The organism is Rhodophyticola porphyridii (assembly GCF_003688285.1).
Taxonomy (GTDB): Bacteria; Pseudomonadota; Alphaproteobacteria; order Rhodobacterales; family Rhodobacteraceae; genus Rhodophyticola; species Rhodophyticola porphyridii.
The window spans coordinates 1-21399 of the sequence record NZ_RCNT01000009.1; the positions used below are offsets into that span (position 1 = coordinate 1).

Consider the following 21399-nt stretch of genomic DNA (forward strand, 5'->3'; position numbering starts at 1 on the left):
TTCGGCAGGCTCAAGGATTGGAGACGCGTGGCAACCCGCTACGACCGATGCCCGAAGGTCTTCCTGTCAGCCATCGCTCTCGCCGCACTCGTCATTTACTGGCTATGAGTCCTGACCCTAGCAATGGAAAACTCGCTGCAATAAAATCTTTGAGTGCTGGCGACGCGCCAGAAGAAATTGTTGAATACTTATATCGGTCTTTTGATAGGCAATATGTGATTTTGGACGGTCGGCTTGGTGATCGGTTCCGACCGCCCTTGATAGAAGTTCGGTCTGACCAACAAGTATTTCTGACTACCTTGCAGTCGCACCCGTTGGGCCACGGCCCCGGAATGACGTGCGGTTCCTTCGTTCCCGATAGACACGTTTTTCGCGGATCGTATAGCGGCAAGGACGTGATCCCCCTCTACCGGGACGCCGCCGGAACCGAACCGAACGTGACCGCCGGTCTGCTCGATGCCCTTGGCGCGGAATACGGCACCACGACGGATGCCGAGGACCTTGCCGCCTATGTCTATGCCCTGCTGGGCGGGCAATCCTATACCCGTCGCTTCTGGAACGAGCTCGAAACCCCTGGCCCGCGCGTTCCGCTGACCAAGGACGGCAAGACCTTTGCCGAGGCGGCGGCGCTGGGGCGCAAGCTGATCTGGCTGCACACCTACGCAGAACGGTTCCGGGGCAAGGATCGCGGCGATGAGGTGCCGCAGGGCAAGGCCACCACGATAAAGGGCGTGTCCGCCGATCCTGCGCACTACCCGGTTGAATATTCCTATGACGAGGCCAAACGCGAGATCGCCGTGGGGGATGGCCGGTTCGGCCCCGTTTCGCCGCAGGTCTGGGAGTTCGAGGTATCGGGCCTTAAAGTCGTGCAGTCGTGGCTGGGCTACCGGATGAAGAAGCGCGCGGGCAAGAAATCCTCGCCGCTCGATGAAATCCGCCCCGAACGCTGGACTGCGCGGATGAGCGACGAATTGCTGGAACTGCTCTGGGTGCTGGAAGCGACCCTTGCGATGGAGCCGGAGCTTGAGAAGGCGCTCGACAAGGTCGTGGCCGGTCCCTGCTTCGCCGCCGCCGATCTGCCCACGCCCACGCCCGAGGAACGTAAGGCCCCGGGTAAGACTGTCGTGGCCGGAGACCAGTTGGATATGTTCGCAGACGAGGACGAGAACACTTAGCTAAATGCGCCGATTTCTATGAATACTTTCTGACAAAGGATCATACAGGAAAACCTCCATGGCGTCTTACAGCGGGTTTCTACGGAAAGCGCCAAGCGCGCGTTTGAAGGCATTTCTCGCCGCAAAAGGTGTCGAGATGCCAACAGATTTCGACTGGAATAGCGCTGGGCGGGGCACTGCGTTTGTTTCAGACCTCAACGCGGTCATTGATGATCTGCCCGAACGCCAACAAGATCGGCTCAAGGCAGAACTGGATCATCTGGCCAGCTTGACGAATGATGCCGTGATGGTCAGCGCCGAACAGGTCTGTCCGATTATGGGCATTGATCTGGAAGGGTTCGAAGGCGTGCAGGACGTGCTCTTGATGCTGGCGCTGGATCATCCCCAAGTCTTTGAACGCGTGGCCGTGCAGGCATCCCTGAACCGCCGGACGGGCGGCAAGAATTGGTCGGCGTTCCAGTTCGACGATGATGGCAAGGCGTGGGCCTTGGATGATGAGGCCGCGTGCGCGGCATTCGTGGCAGACGCGATTGCAATTCTGAACCTTCCCGCTCATCGCAAGCGCGAGGCGGATTGGTATCGTGCTGTGCGGGTTCACCCAATTACGGGCGAGGAAACGGAGATCGTTCAGGCCACCATCTACGTTGAGGACCGGGCCGCAAGCGAATTGACCTTTGGGGCTTCGGAGGGCTTGGAGCGGCAAGTGTTCCAGCGGGTTTTGGAGGTGGGCATCGCGTGCAATCCTGCCGAGCGCATTGTCGAGATTTGCGCCGCCGGTGGAAAGAAAGTTCGTGATGAATACGCGCAGGCCTTTTCAAAGCACTTCGCGCCGGGGTCTGACCCGCCGGTAGAAGCCCCGCGCCGCGAGGTGTTGCTGAACACGCTGCGATCCCACCCTGCGTTTCAGGTTGAACCGGCGGATGGTGTCGAGCGCGCCGAGGTGTCGTCACTTGACTTTTTCTCAACCGGCGGCGGCTTTGCCCGCTTCGAGAAAAGCGGTGGTGGCGAAACCATTTATCAATTTCTCGACCGGCGCTTCGGGCAGGTTTCTCCGCTCAAATCCGGTGGATGGCAGATCGTCTCCGCCACGCTGCGAGTTGTCATGGCGGCGCAAGATGGCAAGCGCCGCCGCACTCTGACCGTGACCTTGCGCAGCCCGAATACCACGACGATCCCCAACAAGACGGAAGCAGACCGCCAATTGGTGCTCAACCTGTTGGAGCGGTGGAACCTGATTGCGCCCCCGGCGCCTGAAATTGACGTGATCGAGGACGACTGATTGAACGCGGTTTCCTTGCTCTGTGACATCATCGGGCAGGCCGGGAAGGTTGCGGCGCAGGCCTATCGTGATGATGCACGATATGGCGCGCTGCTGGATGCAGGTTTGCTCCAAGGCGACGGCTTGGTGCAGTCGGTGCTATGCGAGAGCTGCGATGTGCCGCACGATGCCGAGATCGTCTTCGAGGGAGGCTCATATGGCTATTTTTGTCCCGACCTAGGCCTTGTTTCTGTTGAGCGTGCTGACCTTGTCGCCGTACGCCCCGACCTTGCTGCGCTGGTGGAACATCTACACGCGGCCTTTGAGTGTCAGCCGGGCGGCATATCGCAACTCGGACCGCAGACATGGCGCGTGGGGCTGGTGGATACACCCGGCGGACGTGCGGTTGTTTACTTCCACACCTGCCTTCAAACGGATGATGATCTGGTCAGCCTTGGGAACGCCCTGCGCGCTGAAATCCGGCGCGACTACGTCCTCGTTGTCTCCGCCGCTGGGCAGTTGCCGTATCGTGACGCCTCAATCTGCAATCTCGCTGAGATGGTGCAGGTGGACTTGGGGGCTGCGCGCCTACGGAAGATTGTGAGCGTGGCCGAAGCCGTCGGCGCGCCACCAAGGCCGACCGGCGGGCGACCCAGCGTCTACCGCGAGCGCTTGCACTCTTTGCTTGCAGATCGTGTCGCGCAGGGGGTGGCAGAGGATGGGCGCAACGCGGAGGCAGACGCGGTCCTAGCCGCCTACGTTGCGCGCTTTCCACACGACCCAGCGCCTTCACGCGTGACCGTTCAACGAAGCGTCTCCAAATTTAGAACTGGATCATAACTGGATCAAAACCCAAGCCCTGTTTTGATCCACCCAACGTCCGCGACGGTTCACCCACTTTCTCACGGTGGAGTTTGAACCATGACAAACCTGAACGAACCAACCCCGAAACATGCCCCTATCGCTGTTTCCCCTGACGAGGCCGCACGGCTTACGGGCATCGGGCGGACGACTCTTTACGCAGCATTGGCCAAAGGAGATTTGCCCAGCATCAAGATCGGCACGCGGCGGCTGGTCCGGGTGGCCGCTATCCGTGAATGGCTGGCACGGCATGAGGCGTAAGACCAGATGCCCAAGTCAGCCAAACTCAGCGGAATAAAATCTCTCCGCTGCTACACGATCCCAGAGGCGGCGGGTGTCACCGGCGTCTCTGACCGCACCATTCGGGCGTGGATCAAGCAAGGCCTGACGGCCATGTCGGATGAGCGTCCAACGCTGGTGCGTGGTGACGCGCTTATCAGCTATATCCAACGCCAGAGACAGGGGCGAAAATCCCGCCTGTCGCCTGACGAGTTCTATTGTCTGAAGTGCCGCGCAGCGCGGAAACCGGCGGGCGGGCTTGTCGATTGCGAGTTGGATGGCACCCGCGCGAAACTCTCCGCGATCTGCGAGACCTGCGACACGATCATGCACAAACCTATCGCCCATGAACGCGTCGCGATCCTCAACGATGTCTTCGATGTGACGTTGCGGAGCGAGGCACCCGAAACGCTCAAGGTCGGTTCTTAAACAACAGCCCAGAATCGACATTAAAGAGGCGGACAGATGCCCCCCTGATCTTCCACTTCCAGCCTGCCGCGATTGGCAGGGGTTTTGACAGGCAGAACTTGAGCAAATCGGAGGCTCTTATGACCACCCAACTCAACGAAAAAAACGAGCGGACCAAGCGAGAGTTCCTGACTTTTCGCAAGCACGCCAAGCAGGTTTCGGACAAGACCCTGGATCGTGATATTGCCCATCTTGAACGCTTCGACGTTTGGAACAGGCGCAAAGATTTCGCCAAGTTCCACATTGACTGGGCCGTGGGCTTTCGCGAGCACCTCGATCACGCAAAGGGCGCGAACGGCAAGCCCCTCGCCAAATCCACCACCCGCGCGATCATGGCCACGATGCGCGAGTTCACCCTTTGGTTGTCGCAGCAAGAGGGCTTCCGGCGCAGGATCAAGGCCGCCGACGCCAGCTATTTTCAACTGTCCCGACGCGATGAAGCCGAAGCCCGCGCTGCCCCCGAGCGGCCCGCGCCCAGCATTCGCCAAGCCAAACGTGCCTTGGCTATGATGCCCAGCGCGACCCCGCGCCAGATGCGCGACAAGGCGATCTTCGCACTGCTGTGCCTCACCGGCATCCGCGTCGAGGCGCTGACCTCGCTCAAGATCAAGCATCTGGACTTAGACGAAAAATCCGTCACCCAGAACCCGCGCGAGGTGGCCACCAAGTTCGGCAAGCGAATTGACACGTTCTTCGCGAAGGACTTCGCTGAAGCCGAAGCACCGCTGCGCGACTGGACGAACTATCTGGACGAGGTGGCGCTCTACAGCCCGGACGACCCGCTTTTTCCCGCTACTGCCCTGACAGCGCAGTCCAACAAGGGGTTTACAGTCTGTGGGTTCACACGCGCCCATTGGAAAACGACCGAGCCAGTGCGCAAGATCGTCAACACCGCGTTCGAGGCGGCTGGCCTGCCTGCCTTTGGCCCACACGCCTTTCGGCACATGCTGGCCCGACACGCGGCGAAGAACAGCAAAACCGTAGCCGAGTTCATCGCCAACGCTCAAAACCTTGGCCACACGGACCCTCTCACCACCCTGCGCAGCTATGGGCAAATCAGCCGAGACGATCAACGACGCCTGATCACTGGTGAAAGCGAGTGACAGACCGTTTGCTTCGGCTAGATCAAGCGGATGTCGAGTGTGGGAATAAGTGTGGGAATGATCAATAAAATATGAGAATATATTCTTTATTTCAATGCTTTAAGCATAATTATTGGCGGAGGAGGTGGGATTCGAACCCACGGTACGCTTTCACGCACGCCGGTTTTCAAGACCGGTGCATTCGACCACTCTGCCACTCCTCCGCGGTGCAAGCCCATATCTCCTGCATATCGATTCTGAAAGTGTGATGCAGTTTGCCGCCGATCCGCGTAGGATGGGTTTTCAGATGCGGCTCTTGGCTGTATCTTGCCCTTACGGGCGCGTCACATCGCGCCAACAGGCATGAAAAAAACCAAAGACAGGCGTGTGAACATGCGCCAGGGCGGAGCGGGACAGTATCCATGACAAGCCGATTTCGGATGACATCAGGCGCCCGGATGGTGCTTGTTTTGGCCAGTTTTCTGGGGCTGGCAGCCTGTGAGGACGGGTTTCAACTCCCGTTCGGGCAAGGCGCCGGTGACGCTGGTGCCGCAAGCGAGGACGGGTTGACCCCGTCGGGCGCCACCCGGCTGGTGGAGCGCGATGTCGAAGCGCCGGAGGTCTTTCAGGTCACCGAGAACGGCCTCTGGGACGGGCGGCCCTCGCTTGGCGGCGTCTGGGTGGCCCATCCCGATGCGACAGACCCCGAACGTGTCATCATCCGCAACACAGAAACGGACCGCTTCGTGATCGGCGCGCTCTTCCGCCGCGAGCGGGACAATCCGGGCCCCGCGCTGCAGATCTCGTCCGATGCGGCGGCGGCCCTGAACATCATCGCGGGCCAGCCGACGCCGCTGAACGTGACCGCGCTGCGCCGGGCAGCGGAGCCGGAGCCGCTGCCGGAACCCGCCACCGAGGAGATGGCCGCCGCCTCGGGCGCGCCGGAAAGCATCGAGACGCAACCGCTGGACCCGATTGCGGCCGCCGCGGCCGCGATCGATGGCAGCACGCCGAGCGTGGCCGCGCCCGCGGCACCGGCTCCCGCGCCCGCGGCTGCGCCCGCATCGGCCTCCAATCTGGACCGGCCCTATATTCAGATCGGGATATTCAGCGTCGAGGCCAATGCCAACAATACCGCGCAGGCCTTGCGCACGGCGGGCATGGTGCCCACGATCTACGATCAGACCAGCAATGAACGCCGGTTCTGGCGGGTTGTCGTGGGCCCGGCGCGCACCCGTGCGGAACGCCAGCAACTGCTGGAAACCGTGCGCGGCCTCGGTTTCCAGGACGCGTATTTCGTGACGAACTGATCCGAAAAGGAACCCCATGATCGCATTTGCCCGATCCGTTCTTTCCGCTGTCGCCCTTCTTGCGCTGACGACCGCCGGCCTGGCCTTCGAGACCGAGGCCGAGGCGGCCTATGTCGTGGATCACAATACCGGACAGGTGCTGCTGAGCCATAACGATCAGCTGCCACTGCCGCCGGCGTCGATGTCCAAGCTGATGACGCTCAACATGGTGTTCGAGGCGCTTGAGGATGGCCGTCTGAGCCTTGAGACCCGCCTGCCGGTCAGCGCGCACGCCATGAGCTTCGGCGGGTCGACCATGTTTCTGACCACGCGGGACCGGGTGAGCGTCGAGGATCTGATCCGCGGCATCGTGGTGTTGTCGGGCAATGACGCATCCGTGGTTTTCGCCGAGGCCCTGTCTCCGGACGGGACCGAGGAAGGCTTTGCCGCGATGATGACCGAGCGGGCGCGGCAGCTCGGGATGGAAAACTCCACCTTCCGGAACTCGTCGGGCTGGCCCGCGCCGGGCCATGTCATGAGCATGCGCGATCTGGGCATTCTGGCAGAACGGCTGATCACCGAGTTTCCGCAATACTACACCTATTTCGCGGAGACCGAGTTTCCGTTCGATGGCCGCGCGCCCGACAACCGCTTCAACCGCAATCCGCTTCTGACGCTGGACATCGGCGCGGACGGGCTGAAGACGGGCCACACGCAGGAGGCCGGGTTCGGGCTTGTCGGCTCCGCGGTGCAGGGCGACCGGCGGGTGACCTTCGTCATCACGGGCATGGAAACCGCGGGCGCCCGCGCGCGGGAGGCGGAGCGGATCGTGAACTGGGCCTTCCGCCAGTTCGCGGAACGCGAGGTCGTGGCAGCGGGCGATGTGGTGGTCGAGGCGGAGGTGTTCATGGGCGCGGCCCCGACCGTCGGGCTGACACCCACCGAGGATGTCACGATGCTGGTGCCGGCCGTGCAGGACGGCGGGATCGAGGCGGAGGTCGTCTATCAGGGCCCGATCGCCGCCCCGGTCGAGGCCGGTACGGAGCTTGGCACGCTTGTGGTGCGGATGGAGGGGTTTGAAGACAGGCGGATCCCGCTGGTCGCCGCAGAAACGGTGGAACGTGGCGGCATCGGCATACGGCTCGGAACCGCCGCCCGCTCGATCCTGCGCAGCATTCTGGGCGACGGCCCAGCCCCGGCGCCAAGCTGATGAGCGCAGGGCAGGGGCTGTTCGTCAGCCTGGAAGGCATCGACGGGTCGGGCAAATCGACTCAGGCAAAGCTGTTGGCGGACGCGCTGAAACGGGACGGCCACGAGGTCGTGCTGACCCGTGAGCCGGGCGGCTCGCCGGGGGCAGAGGAGATCCGCGCCCTCGTCTTGCAGGGCGACCCCGACAGGTGGTCGGCGGAAACCGAGATCCTGCTGTTCACCGCTGCGCGCCGGGATCATATGGAGCGTCTGATCCTGCCCGCGCTGGAGGCAGGAAAGATCGTCGTCTGCGATCGTTTTGCCGACAGCACCCGCGTTTATCAGGGCCTTTCCCGCGGCGATCTGCGGCGACTGGTCGATCAGCTTCATGACCTGATGATCGGCCGGGAGCCCGATCTGACCGTGTTGATAGACATGGAGCCGGACGCGGGGCTTGCCCGCGCCAAGGGACGGCAGGGGGCCGAGGAACGGTTCGAGGATTTCGGCCTGTCCCTTCAGGAACGCATGCGGGCGGGCTATCTGGATATGGCGCAAGCCGCGCCCGACCGGTTTCGGGTAATCGACGGCGGGCGCGACATCGAAACGGTCGCCGGAGATGTTCATGCCGCCGTCGCCGCCGCGATCCCATGAGCGGCGAGGGCGACACACCACCCGAGGCCGACCGGCTGGACGGCGCGCCCCATCCGCGCGAGACCGCGCGCCTATTCGGCCAGAGCGCGGCGGAGGCCGCGTTTCTGGCAGCGTTCACCTCTGACCGGCTGCACCATGCGTGGCTTCTGACCGGACCGCGCGGGGTGGGCAAGGCCACGCTGGCCTGGCGCATCGCGCGGTTTCTCCTGGCCACGCACCCGGATGCCGGCGATGCGCTGTTCGCGGCCCCGGTGCCCGAGACGCTCGATATCGCCGCCGATCACCCGGTGGCGCGCAGGGTTCTGGCTCTGTCCGAGCCCGGGCTGATGCTGCTCCGCCGCCCGTGGGACGAGAAGGCCAAGCGCCTGAAGGCGCAGATCACGGTCGACGAGATCCGCAAGCTCAAGGATTTTTTCGCGTTCTCGGCCAGCGATGGCGGCCGCCGCGTGGTGATCGTCGATGCCGCCGACGAGATGAACACGAATGCCGCCAACGCGCTTCTGAAAGTGCTGGAGGAGCCGCCCGCCAATGCGGTTCTGCTTCTGGTGGCACATCAACCCTCGCGGCTGTTGCCGACGATACGCTCCCGGTGCCGCACCTCGCGCCTTGCCCGCCTGTCGGAGGAGGATCTCGCCTCCGCGCTGGCCCAGGCCGGGGTGGACAGCCGGGCCAGCGGCGCGCTGTCCGAACTTGCCGAAGGCTCCGTGGGCGAGGCGGCCCGGCTGAGCGATCTGGACGGGCTTGCGCTCTATGCCGATCTGGTCGCGCTGTTCGCCTCCATGCCGGGGATGGACCGGGCGCGCGCGAGCAAGATCGCCGAAGCCGCGGGTGCCCGTGGGGCGGAGGCTCGGTTCGATCTGACACTGGCCCTGGTCGACCGGATCCTTGCGCGGCTCGCCCGCAGCGGCACCACCGGCACCCCGCCCCCCGAGATCGTGCCCGGGGAGGCGCGGATGCTGACCCGGCTTGCCCCCGATCCGCGGGCCGCGCGGGACTGGGCGGACCTTGCGCAGGGCCTGTCGGCCCGCGCGCGGCGCGGCAAGTCGGTCAACCTTGACCCTGCCGCGCTCATCCTCGATATGTGTCTGAGCCTAGAAAAGACGGCGGCGCGTCTGCCTGCCTGAGCCTTCGGACACCGGATTTCATGCCCGCCACGCCACAGATCGTCGACAGCCATTGCCATCTGGACTTCCCCGATTTTGCCGAGGAGTTGCCGCAGGTTATCGCCCGCGCGCAGGCCGCCAGCGTGACCCGGATGGTGACGATCTGCACCCGGCTCGGGAACGCGCCGCAGGTTCGCACCATCGCCGAGACGCATGACCCGGTCTTCTGGGCCGGCGGCACCCACCCGATGAGCGCGGCCAAGGAACCCATGGCCAGTGTCGAGGATCTGGTCGCCCTCGCGCGGCATCCGAAATTCGTCGGCATCGGCGAAACCGGTCTCGATTATCATTACACCTCGGATAGTGCCGCCGTGCAGCAGGAGAGCCTCCGCCGGCATATCGAGGCCGCGCGCCGGACCGGGCTGCCGCTGATCATTCATGCCCGGGCCGCCGACGAGGACATGGCCCGCATCCTGACCGAGGAACACCGCGCGGGCGCCTATAGCTGCGTCATGCATTGCTTCTCCTCCGGCCCGGCTCTGGCCGCCGCCGCGCTCGACCTGGGCTTCTACCTTTCCATGTCGGGCATCGCGGCCTTCCCGAAATCGGCCGAATTGCGGGAGATTTTCGCCGCCGCCCCGGTGGACCGGATCCTTTTGGAAACGGATGCGCCCTATCTTGCTCCGCCGCCCCATCGCGGCAAGCGCAACGAGCCGGCCTATACCGCCCATACCGCCCGCGTCGGTGCCGAGCTTTTCGGGCTGAGCGATGCCGACTTCGCCGCCCGGACCAGTGCCAATTTCGACCGGCTGTTCTGGAAGGCCGCCCAATGGCAGCAGGCGGCCTGAATGGCTGAGCTTGTCGTCACAATCCTGGGCTGCGGGTCCTCGGGCGGGGTCCCGCGCCTTGGCGGCATCTGGGGCGACTGCGATCCGGAGGAGCCGAGAAATCGCCGCCGCCGATGCTCGCTTCTGGTCCAGCGGTTCGATGGCGGCGCGGAAACGACCGTGCTGATCGACACCTCCCCGGATCTGCGGCAGCAGTTGCTCGATACCGGCATCGGGCGGCTTGACGCGGTGCTTTATACCCATGCGCATGCGGATCATGTTCACGGGCTCGACGATCTGCGGATGATCGTTTTCAACATGCGCCGCCGCCTGCCGGTCTATGCCGACGGGCCTACGCAAAACGACCTGCTCAGCCGGTTCGGCTACGCCTTCGTACAACCTCCCGGTTCGGCCTATCCGCCGATCCTCGATCTGCATGCCATCGGCGCGGAGGATCTCACCATCGACGGCCCCGGCGGCCCGATCACCTTCACCCCGTTCGAAGTGACCCATGGCAATATCGACAGTCTTGGCTTTCGCATCGGCGATCTGGCCTACCTGCCGGATGTCTCGGATATCCCGGCGAACGTCTGGCCGGTGCTGGAGGGGCTGGATTGCTGGATCCTCGATGCGTTGCGCCGCGCGCCCCATCCGTCCCACGCCCATCTGGACAGATCGCTTGAATGGATCGCGCGGGCGGCACCCCTCCGCGCCGTGCTGACCAACATGCATATCGATCTGGACTACCGGACCGTGGCCGATGAAACGCCCGAGCACATCACGCCCGCCCATGATGGAATGACCATCCGGTACGAGCTCTGAATGGGCGATCTCATCGCAATTGTCCTGCCGGTCTTTCTGGTCATTGGGGCGGGTTATGTCGCCGTGTGGCGGGGCCTCTTTTCCGACAGCGGTGTCGAGGGGCTGATGAACTTCACCCAGAGGTTCGCTATCCCCTGCCTTCTCTTCATGGGGATAGCCACGCTGGATCTGGGCCAGAATTTCGACTGGCGGTTGCTTGTCTCCTTTTACACCGGTTCGACCGTGTGTTTCTTCGCGGGGCTTTTCGGGGCGCGGCTCTTCTTCGGGCGGTCATGGCCGGACAGTGTCGCCATCGGGTTCTGCGGGCTGTTCGCGAATACGGTGCTGCTTGGCCTTCCGATCATGGAGCGCGCTTATGGCGCCGACGCGCTTGGCCCGAATTTCGCGATTATCGCATTGCACGCGGCCTTCTGCTTTCTGCTCGGCATCACCACGATGGAGATCGTGCGTGCCGATAGCGGGTCGCCCGCGCGGCTGATCAACACGGTCGGCCGGGCCATGTTCCGCAACCCGCTGATGATCGGTGTGGCGCTTGGCTTCGTGGTGAATCTGACCGGTCTGCCGATGCCCGGTGTCCTGACAGAGGCGATCAATCTGATGATCCGCGCCGCGCTTCCGGCTGCATTGTTCGGTCTGGGCGGGGTCCTTTACCGCTACAAGCCCGAAGGCGATGCCAAGGTCATCGCGTTTGTCTGCGTGCTGTCGCTGGTCCTGCATCCGGCCATCGCCTTCGGCATGGGCAGTGCGGTCACCGATCTGTCGGCGGAACAGCTTCGCTCCGCTGTCATCACCGCGGCGATGGCGCCCGGGGTCAATGCCTATCTGTTCGCGAACATGTACGGCACGGCGCGCCGGGTCGCGGCCTCGGCGGTTCTGATCGGCACCGCGCTGACCGTCCTCACCGCATCGGCCTGGCTTGCGATCCTGCCGTAAGGCCCGCCGCACCGGGGTTGTCGCGCAGCCCCGTTGGCCGCTCGGTGCGGGCGCAGGGCACCTGCACGATCTTCCCCGCCGGGGCGCTCGCGCTCAGCCCGGCGACATGCCCCGCAACCGCTCGGACCGGCGCCGCAGCAGCTCCACGACGGTCAGAAGCGCGACCGAGATCACCACGAGGATCGTCGCCACGGCCAGGATTGTCGGGCTGATCTGGTCCCTCAGGCCCGTGAACATCTGCCATGGCAGTGTCTTCTGTCCGGCTGAGCCCACGAACAGCACCACCACCACCTCGTCGAAAGAGGTGATGAAGGCGAAAAGACCGCCCGAGATCACCCCCGGCAGGATCAGCGGCATCTGCACCTTGAAGAAGGTCGTGACCGGATTGGCCCCCAGAGAGGCGGAGGCCCGGGTCAGCGAGCGGTCGAAGCCCACCAGCGTGGCGGTGACCGTGATGATCACGAAGGGAATGCCAAGCGCCGCATGGGCCAGAACCACGCCCAGATAGGTGCCCTGAAGACCGACGCGGGAATAGAAGAAATACATGCCCGCCGCCGAGATGATCAGCGGCACGATCATCGGCGAGATCAGGATGGCCATGATCGCCCCCTTGAACGGGACATGGCTCTGCGACAGGCCGATCGCCGCCAGCGTTCCCAGCACCACCGACAGAACCGTGGCCGCCGGTGCGATCCGCACCGAATTGCTCAAGGCCTGTTGCCAGTCCGGATTGGTGAAGAAATCTTCGTAATGCTGAAGCGAATAGCCCGCCGGGTCGAGGCGCAGCATCTCCGGGGTGAAGGTGAAGAAATCCTGCGCGTTGAAGCTGAGCGGAATGATCACGAGGATCGGGGCCATCAGGAAGAAGAAAATGAGCCCGCAGATCACCCGGAACCCGTAATACCAGGCCCGCTGACCGGTGGAGGCATAGGGGGGAAGTCCTGACATGATGCGTTACCCCAGCTTCACGTTGTCGATGCCCACGATCCGGTCGTAGAGCCAGTAAAGCGCCAGAACCAGCGCCAGAAGGATCGAGCCGAGGGCCGCCGCAAGGCCCCAGTTAAGGCTTGAGGAGATGTGAAACGCGATCCGGTTCGAGATGAAGGTGCCGGTGCGCCCCCCCACCAGTTCCGGCGTGATGTAATAGCCGATGGCCAGGATGAAGACGAGGATGCACCCCGCCCCGATGCCCGGGACCGATTGCGGGAAATAGACTCTCCAGAAGGCGGTCCAATCGGTCGCGCCAAGCGATTTCGCGGCCCGCACATAGGAGGGCGGGATCGTCTTCATCACGGAGTATAGCGGCAGGATCATGAACGGCAGCAGGATATGGGTCATCGCGATGATGGTGCCCAGCTGGTTGTTGATCAGTTGCAGGCGGGCGTCATCGGCCACCAGCCCGATCCAGACCAGAATGTCGTTGATCACGCCCTCCTGCTGCAGCAGCACCTTCCAGGCCGAGGTGCGGACCAGAAGCGAGGTCCAGAACGGCAGCAGGACGAGGATCAGCAGAAGGTTGGATGTGCGCATCGGCAGGTTCGACAGCAGATAAGCGATCGGATAGCCCAGAAGGATGCAGCTGAAGGTGATCATCAGCGACATGAAGATGGTGCGCTGGAAAAGCAGGATGTAGATCTGCTGTTCCTCCGGCTGCGCCTCGATCCCGTCGGGGGTCAGCTGCATGTCGATCGCGGCCAGGAAATAGCCGGCGGTGTACGGATCGGAAAAGGCCTCAATCGTTTCCCAGACCTCGGTATCGGCCCAGTCTTCGTTGATGTCAGCGAATTGCGCCTGTACCGAAACTGCCTCGAAAACGGGTACTGCCGTCGCCGCCTCGTTCAGCAGCGCGGCCTGCGGCCCGTCATACCCGCCCGTTCCGGCAAGCAGATCGCGGTAAAGCGCGAGATAGACCGTGTTCCACGGCTCTTCCGCGCGCGGGTCGTCCTCATCCTCGGACATGATGGTGCGCGCGAAGGAGCGGTAGGCATCCGCCGTTTCCGGCAGCACATCGGCAATGCCCGGGGCCAGCTCGAACCGGGGCAGGGCGGTGTCGGTTTCCGTCTCGGCGGCCTCGGCCTGCCAGCGCTCCGACGCCATCAGCGCGACCCAGGTCGCGGGCTCTTCCCAGGCCGGGTTCAGCGCCACGAACTGATCGGCATAGATCTCTCCGACATCGTCGATCCCGCGGCCGGACTGGCGAAAGAGCGACGACATGCCGGTGGTTTCATAGTTCAGCCGGGAGCCGACGCGCGTATGTTCCCGCCGCTCGGCGGCCTCCATGAAGTCATAGGCAAGGGCCGCATAGGCGTCCTCTCCGGGCAGTTGGCTCGTCTCCTGCCAGTCCTCCAGCGCGATTACCGTCCGCGGCAGGGTTTCGGACACGATCTGGTTCTCGACCGAGCGGAACAGCATATCCGCGATCGGCGCGATGAAGGTCACCAGAATGAACAGCAGCAGTGGCGCGATCAGCGCCAGCGCGCGCAGCTTCTGCGCCCGAAGCGCGCGGTTCAGGCTGGCCTTTAGCGGGCGGCCGTCAGCGGCCAGCATCGGACCCGTGGCCACCGCGTCAAGCTTGCGCGCATCGGATGCCGCGCGCCCCATGCCTGCCGCCGCATCGGTCATTCAGACACCTTCCACAACAATGATGATGCTGTCCGCGGCGTTCCTGCGGATATTCGCAACTTCTTGATAATCCGGGTCGTTATAGGCGGCCAACGCGTCTTCGTAGGACGGGAACTCAATCACCACATGGCGCTCATGCGTCTCCCCCTCGACCACTTCGGATTGGCCTCCACGGATGATGAACCGGCCGCCCAGATTATCCAGAATCGGCGTATCGCGCTGCACGTATTCCGGGTAGGCCTCCGGATCGGTGACTGTAATATGGCCGATGATATAACCTTTGGGCATGGCGTGGTCCTGTCTCGATATAGGAAAAAGGGCGGGCAGATCTGCCCGCCCCGGGTTTTAGGTTACTGCGCCAGCCAGGCCTGGAAGCGCGAATCCAGATCATCGCGATAATCCGCCCACCACTCGTAATTGTTCACGAAGGTGTTTTCGGCATTGGCCGGCTCGGTCGGCATATGCGGGGCCATCGGGATGTCCAGATCGGCATGGTTGCCCACCAGCGGCGCCGAGGACGCGCGCGCAGGGCCGTAGGAGATGTAAAGCGCCTGATCGGCCAGCCGCTGCGTGTCCGTGGCGAAGTGCAGGAAATCCATCACCCGCGCCAGCCGGTCTTCGGGCAGCCCTTCGGGGATCACCCAACCGTCGATATCGAACATCTGCCAGTCCCAGGCCATGCCGATCGGCTGGCCCTGCTCCTCGATCGCCGAGAACAGGCGCCCGTTGAAGGACGAGGCCATGAACACCTCCCCGTCGGCCAGAAGCTGGATCGCCTCTGCGGCCGAACTCCACCAGATCGTTTCGTCCTTGATCGTGTCCAGCATCGCGAAGGCCTGCGCGATGCCCTCTTCGGTCTCAAGCGTGTCATAGACGTCTTCATAGGCGACGCCGGAACACAGCAGCGCCCATTCCATGTTGGCGATGGGCTGACGGTTCAGACCGCGGCGGCCCGGATAGGTTTCCAGATCGAACACATCGCAGGCGCCGGTCGGCGCGGCGACCCCCTCGGGCACCTGATCGGTCCGATATCCGAAGGTGGTGGAGAACACGATCTGCGGGATGAAGCAGTCGCTCACCAGAAGATCACCGAAATCCTCCGAGGCGGGTGTGCCGTCGGGGGCAGGCGCCAGCACCTCGTCATGGTCGATCTCCATCGCCAGACCTTCGTCGCAGAGACGGATTGCGTCGGCGGCTTCCACATCGACCAGATCCCAGGTCACGTTTCCGGCCTCGTTCATCGCCCGCAGACGCGACACCGCTTCGTTGGAGCTTTCGTCCCAGATTACTTCAACACCTGGGTTCATCTCCTGATAGGGGTCGGAGTATGCCCGGATCTGGCTGGTCTGGTAGGCCCCGCCCCAGCTCACCAGCGTCATCGAATCCGACATGTGACCTTCGGCCAGAACCAGCGCCGGCACCGCGATGACGGCACCCGTGGTCAGAAGCATTGCTGTCTTGAGTTTCATCGAGAGTCTCTCCTTTGTTGGACGTTCGTCTTTTTTGGTTCAGCCCGCTGCCCCAAGGCGCGCGGCAGGTCGGGCTGGCTTTGCTCAGGCGTCGAGCGCCCGGCAATCCTCCGGCCGCCAGCCGATCTCGATCATCTCGCCGGGTTTCAGGCGGCGCTGATCGGGGGCATTGCGGGTTTTTATGATGAAATCCTCGTTGCCCGCCACGCTCAGGCGGGTCCGGTAGATATCCCCCATATAAATGAATTCCTTGACCTCGGCCTTCAGCGTATGGGCGTCGGGGTGCAGCCGGTCCTTGTTGAACTCGACCCTCTCGGGCCGGATCGAAACCAGCGTGCGTTCCCCCACCTGGCTGACATTGACGGGCACGGTGTCGATCACCTCGCCGTCATCCAGCGTCACCTCGGCCACACCGCCCTCGATCTTGCTGACGGTGCCCATCAATGTGTTGTTCTCGCCGATGAACTGGGCGACGAAGCTGTTTTGCGGCTGCTCGTAAAGCTGATCTGGCGCGGCAAGCTGCTGAATGCGGCCGTCGTCGAACACCGCGACCCGGTCGGACATGGTCAGCGCCTCGGTCTGGTCATGGGTGACGTAGACCGTGGTGATGCCCAGTTCATGGGCCAGGTTCGTGATCTCGAATTGCAGCGTCTCGCGCAGTTGCTTGTCGAGCGCGCCAAGCGGTTCGTCCATCAGCACCAACTCCGGCTCGAACACAAGCGCGCGGGCAAGTGCGATCCGCTGTTGCTGCCCTCCCGACAACTGGGCGGGGCGCCGGCCGCCGAAGGCGCCCATCTGCACCATGTCCAGCGCGCGGGCGATCTTCTCCTCGCGCTCCGACCTGCCGATCTTGCGCACCTCCAGCGGGAAGGCGAGATTTTCGGCCACGGTCATATGCGGGAACAGGGCGTAATTCTGAAACACCATCCCGATGCCGCGTTTATGGGGCGGAATATTGTTGATCGGTTTGCCATCAAGCGTGATCTCGCCATGGGTGGCCGTCTCGAACCCCGCCAGCATCATCAGGCAGGTCGTCTTGCCGGATCCCGACGGGCCCAGCATTGTCAGAAACTCGCCCTTGCCGATGGACAGGTTCAGGTCTTTGACGACAAGCGTCTCACCATCGTAACTCTTTTGCACACTGTCGAACGCGACGAATGCGTCGGTTGTATCCGAGGTCAAGCCCCACTCCCTGTTGTAGACCGCGATGTAGTCCCGCAATTCAGCAGCCACTAAAACAACCCTGAGATGATATTTCAACTGATTAGATGCAGGTCCGGACCGGCATCTTGCGGCTTTGCCGCGCGGCGTGCCGGTTGACCTTGGGGCAGCGGCCGGGGCCGTTGTTCGGCGATGATCTTGTTCCCATCTGGTGCATGGCGTAATCAGCAAGCCCGATATCTGAAAAGTGTTCCCGCCCGATGACTGCGCCCGACATGTCCTCAGCCCTGACATCCTCGCAGCCCGGCGCAGACCCGGAGATGCGCGCCAAGCGGCTGTTGGGGCGGCTGTGGCGCGAACATGTATCGGATTACTGGAAGCGCATGCTGTTGGCGCTTGGCCTGATGACCATCGAGGGCGCCACCCTTGGCGCCGCCGCCTATCTGATCCAGCCCCTGTTCGACGAAGTTCTGGTCACCGGCGACGGCACGATGATCACCTGGGCGGCCTTTGCCATCGCGGGCATCCTGTTGCTCAAGGCGATTGCCGGGTTCGGGCAGCGGCTGATCATCGTCTCGATCGGCCTGAAGGTCGTGATCGCGCTGCAATCGCGGCTTCTGAACCATCTCCTGTCGCTCGATGGGCGGTTCTTTCAGGATAACGCGCCCGGCGCGCTGATCGAGCGGGTGCGCGGCGACACCTCGGCCCTTCAAAGCCTCGCCTCCACCGCGCTGATGTCGGCCGGGCGCGATACGATTTCGTTGATTTCGCTTCTGACGGTGATGTTCCTGAACGACTGGACATGGACGCTTCTGGCGCTTGTGGGCGTGCCGCTGATGTTCTTTCCCGTGGTTCTGCTGCAACGCCTGATCCGGGGCTTCACCATGTCCGCGCGGGAGGCGGCCTCGCGGCTCTCCACCCAGATGGACGAGATTTTCCACGGAATGCAGTCGATCAAGGTGAACCGGCTGGAGGCGCATCAATCGCGCGAATTCCGGTCCGAGGTCGGCCGGTTCCTCGGGCAGCAGATGCGCGCCGAACGCAGCAAGGCCGGCACCCCGGCCATGGTCGATGTGATGGCGGCGCTGGCCTGCATGCTGGTTTTGCTGGTGGGTGGTGCCGAAATCGTGGCCGGCGAAAAGACCGTGGGGCAGTTCATGTCCTTTTTCACCGCGCTGGCGCTGGTCATGGATCCGGTCCGCCGGTTGTCCAGCCTGTCGGCCAGCATCCAGGCCGCGCTTGCCTCGCTGCAGCGTATCTACGAAGTGCTGAACGCACGGCCCACAATCCTGAATCCGGCCACTCCGAAACCGCTCAGCCCCGGCGATATCGTGTTCGACGACGTGCATTTCGCCTATGGGGATGCGCCGGTTCTGAACGGGCTCAGCTTTCGCGCCGCCGAAGGGAGGACGACCGCTCTTGTCGGTCCGTCGGGCGCGGGGAAAAGCACGGTTTTCGGCCTGATGACCCGGCTGATTGACCCGGTATCGGGCCGGATCACCATTGGCGATACCGCGACGACCGAGGCCGAACTGGACCGGCTGCGCGACAGCATCGCCGTTGTCGGGCAGGAGACCGCGCTGTTCGATCAAAGCATCGCGCAGAACATCCGGCTCGGACGGCTGGATGCCAGCGAGGCGGAGATCCGCGCCGCCGCCGAGGCCGCCTCGGTCACGGATTTCGCCGATGCCTTGCCGGGGGGGCTGGAAACCACTGTCGGCCCCCGCGGATCGACGCTCTCGGGCGGGCAGCGGCAGCGCGTCGCCATCGCCCGGGCGATGCTGCGCGATGCACCGATCCTGCTGCTGGACGAGCCGACCTCCGCCCTCGACGCGAAATCCGAACAGCTTGTTCAGGAGGCGCTGACCCGGCTGTCCCACGGGCGCACCACCCTTGTCATCGCACACCGTCTGTCCACCATCCGCGACGCCGATCTGATCGTGGTGATGGACAAGGGCCGTGTCGTCGAAGAGGGCACCCATGCCAGTCTGATGGCGGCGGAGGGGGCCTATGCCCGCCTCCATGCGCTGCAATCGGCCGGTGTGACGACCGCCCTGTGACGTGGGTTGTGACAGGGGCTGTGACGTGCGGCAGGCGGACGTGATGCTGCGCTGCCGCAAAAGCTTGATTTGACTTTCGCGAAATCGCTCCCGAACTTGGGCGGGCGTGCATGGGCAACTGGGTGCCCGTTTGCCGTCCTCTGCGGGCGGCCTGACTGCGAAGGGATTTGTCTTGTCCTGTTCTGCCAAAGCGAAGAGATCGCCGTGGACGATATGGCTGTGCTGTGTTCTGGGCATGGCATTCGGTTGGGGGGAGGCCGCGGCGCAGCAGGTGACCGCATCGACCGCGACGCCCGCCAATATCGCCGCCCGCTCCGCCGACCCGACGGGCTCCCGGCTGGCGGCCTATTATCGCCAGCTTGAGCAGCAACTGGTCGGGCAGGGCAGTCTCCGGCAGGATCGCCGCCCGCGCGGCGCGCGGCTTGGCGCCAGCGAGCTCAGTGCCAGCTTCATGCAGATCGCCATGCGGTCGGAATACAGTCTCCGCGGCGGCGGCGCCTCCAGCACCGGCCACGCCGCGCCCTTGCGGCGATGGGTGGAGCCGGTGCGGCTTGGAGTGCGCTTCGGCATGTCCGTGAGCGGGGCCCAGCAACGCGCCGATATGGCCACCGTGCGGCAGGTGGCGCGCCGGCTGCAGACCGCGTCGGGCCACCCCGTGGCGGTCACCGCCAATTCACCCAATTTCCACGTCCTGATCGTCAGCGATGCAGAACGCGCAGGCCTCGGGCCAACATTGCGCCAACTGGTGCCGGGCCTCAGCCGCGCAGCCGTCAGCGCGGTCACCGGCATGGGGCGCAATACCTTCTGCATGGTGGTGGCGGTGCCCGGCCGCGACCTGGCGCAGGGCTATGTTCAGGCCATCGCCATCGTGCGCGCCGAACACCCGCCGCGCATGCGCCAGTCCTGTATCGAGGAGGAGCTTGCCCAGGGCATGGGGCTGGCCAATGACAGCCCGAGCGCCTGGCCTTCGATTTTCAACGATGACGAGGAATTCGGCGTGCTCACCCGCCATGACGAGTTGCTGCTGCAAATTCTCTATCACCCCGCGCTGCGGCCGGGCATGGCGCCGCATCAGGTGCAATCGGTGCTTCCCGGCATTGCGCAGCAGGTCGCCGCGCGGGGTTAGGCGGCGGCCGTCGGCGTTCCGGCCCGCGACGCAGGCTGCAACATGGGGCGGTGGTCCGCGCCGAGCGAAATCAGCCAGTCCTGCACCGCCAGCACTTCCGGCGCATCGGCGCGCGGCGGGGCCAGCCGCAGCGTGTAGAACCAGTTTTCGTCGATCGCGATCTCCGACAGGCGCACCAGCGCGCCCCGATCCAGGTCGGCCTGAATGGTGGCCGTCCGGCAGATCGCCGCGCCCAGACCGTTCAGCGCGGCCTTCTGCAGCAGGAAGGATCCCTCAAGGATCAGCTGCGGCGCGTAGTCCGGCGCTCCGATCCGGTCTTTCGCCAGATCGCGCCAGCGTTGCCACATGCGAAAATCCTCGTCCGCTATCAACGGGCCCTTTTCCAGCAGCCGGACCGGGTCGCCGCCCAATCGCTTCAGAAGCGCCGGCGCGGCCACCGGCACCGCCGTTCCGGGCAGCATGATCGTCTCCTCGGGCAGTATCCGGCTGCGCTCGCGGAACATGAGTTCGATGTCGGGGGCCGGGGTCTTGGGCCGGTCGGTCTGGGCAAGGCTCAGATGCAGGCTGATCTCCGGATGCTGTTCGGTGAAGCGGTGCAACTGCGGCAGGATCACGGTTTCGGCGATGATCGGCAGGGCCGACAGGCTGACCGAGCGTTCGAAGCGTATCGGCAGGCGGTCCAGCTCGTGCCGGATCGCATCGAAGGAGGAATGCACGACACCGGCAAGGCTTTCGCCCGCTTCGGTCAGGGCGATCGTGCGCCCGCGCCGGCTGAAAAGCGGCTGCCCGACCCATGCCTCCAGCTGCTTCACGTGATGGCTGACGGCGGAATGGGAGACGCGCAATCGCTTTGCCGCCGCCGTGACCGAACCCGTCTCACCGATGGCCTCCAGCACACGGAGACCGTTGAGCGGGGGGAGGCGGCGGGCACGGGTCATGCCCAAACATGTTAGGAAATTCGACGATACGCAAGTTTATTGCGCTTTTTTAGGCGGGTTTTTCTGCATATCGTTGACATATAAGCA

General features: G+C 63.9%; 20 protein-coding genes, 1 tRNA gene and 2 pseudogenes. 16 read left to right on the forward strand and 7 right to left on the reverse strand.

The genetic code is table 11. From position 1 onward, the window contains the following. From D9R08_RS19300 to D9R08_RS15945, 7 genes and pseudogenes are all read left to right on the forward strand, one after another. Nucleotides 1-108, forward strand: a pseudogene (locus D9R08_RS19300) (IS5/IS1182 family transposase); the annotation flags it as partial. After that, nucleotides 105-1175, forward strand: a complete 1071-nt coding sequence (locus D9R08_RS15920) for a type ISP restriction/modification enzyme (RefSeq protein ID WP_199709400.1) — start codon at nucleotides 105-107, stop codon at nucleotides 1173-1175. The pseudogene D9R08_RS19300 and the gene D9R08_RS15920, both read left to right, overlap by 4 nt. A gap of 58 nt (nucleotides 1176-1233) precedes the next feature. After that, entirely contained in the window at nucleotides 1234-2454 is a 1221-nt protein-coding gene (locus tag D9R08_RS15925) for a hypothetical protein (RefSeq protein ID WP_147450706.1), read from the forward strand. After that, on the forward strand, nucleotides 2455-3273 hold the full coding sequence (locus D9R08_RS15930) for a hypothetical protein (RefSeq protein WP_121899070.1): 819 nt from the start codon (nucleotides 2455-2457) through the stop codon (nucleotides 3271-3273). It begins immediately after the preceding gene. Nucleotides 3274-3354: 81 nt separating this feature from the next. Beyond that, nucleotides 3355-3555 carry a helix-turn-helix domain-containing protein gene (locus D9R08_RS15935; RefSeq protein ID WP_121899071.1) on the forward strand — a complete coding sequence of 67 codons (201 nt, stop codon included), beginning with the start codon at nucleotides 3355-3357 and terminating at the stop codon, nucleotides 3553-3555. 6 nt (nucleotides 3556-3561) lie between these two features. After that, a complete protein-coding gene (locus tag D9R08_RS15940; protein ID WP_121899072.1) occupies nucleotides 3562-4002 on the forward strand; it encodes a helix-turn-helix domain-containing protein in 441 nt (146 codons plus the stop codon). 119 nt (nucleotides 4003-4121) lie between these two features. Continuing rightward, complete coding sequence (locus D9R08_RS15945) at nucleotides 4122-5144, forward strand: tyrosine-type recombinase/integrase (RefSeq protein WP_121899073.1); 1023 nt, start codon at nucleotides 4122-4124, stop codon at nucleotides 5142-5144. 113 nt (nucleotides 5145-5257) lie between these two features. Here D9R08_RS15945 and D9R08_RS15950 read toward each other — a convergent pair. Beyond that, a tRNA-Ser gene (locus tag D9R08_RS15950) sits at nucleotides 5258-5347 on the reverse strand. Nucleotides 5348-5581: 234 nt separating this feature from the next. On the opposite strand from D9R08_RS15950, the gene D9R08_RS15955 reads away from it, so the two are divergent. Genes D9R08_RS15955 through D9R08_RS15985 form a run of 7 tightly spaced genes read left to right on the forward strand, consistent with a single transcriptional unit; the run spans nucleotide 5582 to nucleotide 11936 of the window. Next, complete coding sequence (locus tag D9R08_RS15955; protein WP_233557523.1) at nucleotides 5582-6433, forward strand: SPOR domain-containing protein; 852 nt, start codon at nucleotides 5582-5584, stop codon at nucleotides 6431-6433. Between the two features lie 16 nt (nucleotides 6434-6449). Further along, a complete protein-coding gene (locus tag D9R08_RS15960) occupies nucleotides 6450-7622 on the forward strand; it encodes a D-alanyl-D-alanine carboxypeptidase family protein (protein WP_121899075.1) in 1173 nt (390 codons plus the stop codon). After that, entirely contained in the window at nucleotides 7622-8251 is a 630-nt protein-coding gene (gene tmk / locus D9R08_RS15965) for a dTMP kinase (RefSeq protein WP_121899076.1), read from the forward strand. The genes D9R08_RS15960 and tmk overlap by 1 nt, the downstream gene beginning before the upstream one ends. Then, on the forward strand, nucleotides 8248-9375 hold the full coding sequence (locus D9R08_RS15970; RefSeq protein WP_121899077.1) for a DNA polymerase III subunit delta': 1128 nt from the start codon (nucleotides 8248-8250) through the stop codon (nucleotides 9373-9375). Before tmk ends, D9R08_RS15970 begins: the two co-directional genes overlap by 4 nt. Before the next feature lie 20 nt (nucleotides 9376-9395). Beyond that, nucleotides 9396-10202, forward strand: a complete 807-nt coding sequence (locus tag D9R08_RS15975; RefSeq protein ID WP_121899078.1) for a TatD family hydrolase — start codon at nucleotides 9396-9398, stop codon at nucleotides 10200-10202. Then, nucleotides 10203-11003, forward strand: a complete 801-nt coding sequence (locus tag D9R08_RS15980) for an MBL fold metallo-hydrolase (RefSeq protein WP_121899079.1) — start codon at nucleotides 10203-10205, stop codon at nucleotides 11001-11003. Next, nucleotides 11004-11936, forward strand: coding sequence for an AEC family transporter (locus tag D9R08_RS15985; RefSeq protein WP_121899080.1), 933 nt, complete (start codon nucleotides 11004-11006; stop codon nucleotides 11934-11936). Between the two features lie 93 nt (nucleotides 11937-12029). Here the strand turns inward: D9R08_RS15985 and D9R08_RS19460 are convergent. From D9R08_RS19460 to D9R08_RS16010, 5 genes and pseudogenes are all read right to left on the reverse strand, one after another. Next, a pseudogene (locus tag D9R08_RS19460) lies at nucleotides 12030-12875 on the reverse strand (ABC transporter permease); the annotation flags it as partial. A 15-nt stretch (nucleotides 12876-12890) separates the two neighbouring features. Beyond that, nucleotides 12891-14558 carry an ABC transporter permease gene (locus tag D9R08_RS19465; RefSeq protein ID WP_407690614.1) on the reverse strand — a complete coding sequence of 556 codons (1668 nt, stop codon included), beginning with the start codon at nucleotides 14556-14558 and terminating at the stop codon, nucleotides 12891-12893. Beyond that, entirely contained in the window at nucleotides 14559-14846 is a 288-nt protein-coding gene (locus tag D9R08_RS16000; RefSeq protein WP_121899082.1) for a DUF1330 domain-containing protein, read from the reverse strand. A gap of 62 nt (nucleotides 14847-14908) precedes the next feature. Continuing rightward, nucleotides 14909-16027, reverse strand: a complete 1119-nt coding sequence (locus D9R08_RS16005; RefSeq protein ID WP_121899083.1) for an extracellular solute-binding protein — start codon at nucleotides 16025-16027, stop codon at nucleotides 14909-14911. An 84-nt stretch (nucleotides 16028-16111) separates the two neighbouring features. After that, a complete protein-coding gene (locus tag D9R08_RS16010; RefSeq protein ID WP_121899216.1) occupies nucleotides 16112-17209 on the reverse strand; it encodes an ABC transporter ATP-binding protein in 1098 nt (365 codons plus the stop codon). Between the two features lie 254 nt (nucleotides 17210-17463). Here D9R08_RS16010 and D9R08_RS16015 point away from each other — a divergent pair, with 254 nt between their 5' ends. Both D9R08_RS16015 and D9R08_RS16020 read left to right on the forward strand, forming a co-directional pair. Then, nucleotides 17464-19248, forward strand: a complete 1785-nt coding sequence (locus D9R08_RS16015) for an ABC transporter ATP-binding protein (protein WP_121899084.1) — start codon at nucleotides 17464-17466, stop codon at nucleotides 19246-19248. A gap of 235 nt (nucleotides 19249-19483) precedes the next feature. Further along, a complete protein-coding gene (locus D9R08_RS16020) occupies nucleotides 19484-20374 on the forward strand; it encodes a DUF2927 domain-containing protein (protein ID WP_121899085.1) in 891 nt (296 codons plus the stop codon). Here the strand turns inward: D9R08_RS16020 and D9R08_RS16025 are convergent. Continuing rightward, nucleotides 20371-21312 (reverse strand): LysR family transcriptional regulator, encoded by a 942-nt coding sequence (locus D9R08_RS16025; RefSeq protein WP_121899086.1) that lies wholly within the window; start codon nucleotides 21310-21312, stop codon nucleotides 20371-20373. The genes D9R08_RS16020 and D9R08_RS16025 overlap by 4 nt on opposite strands. Nucleotides 21313-21399: the final 87 nt, after the last annotated feature.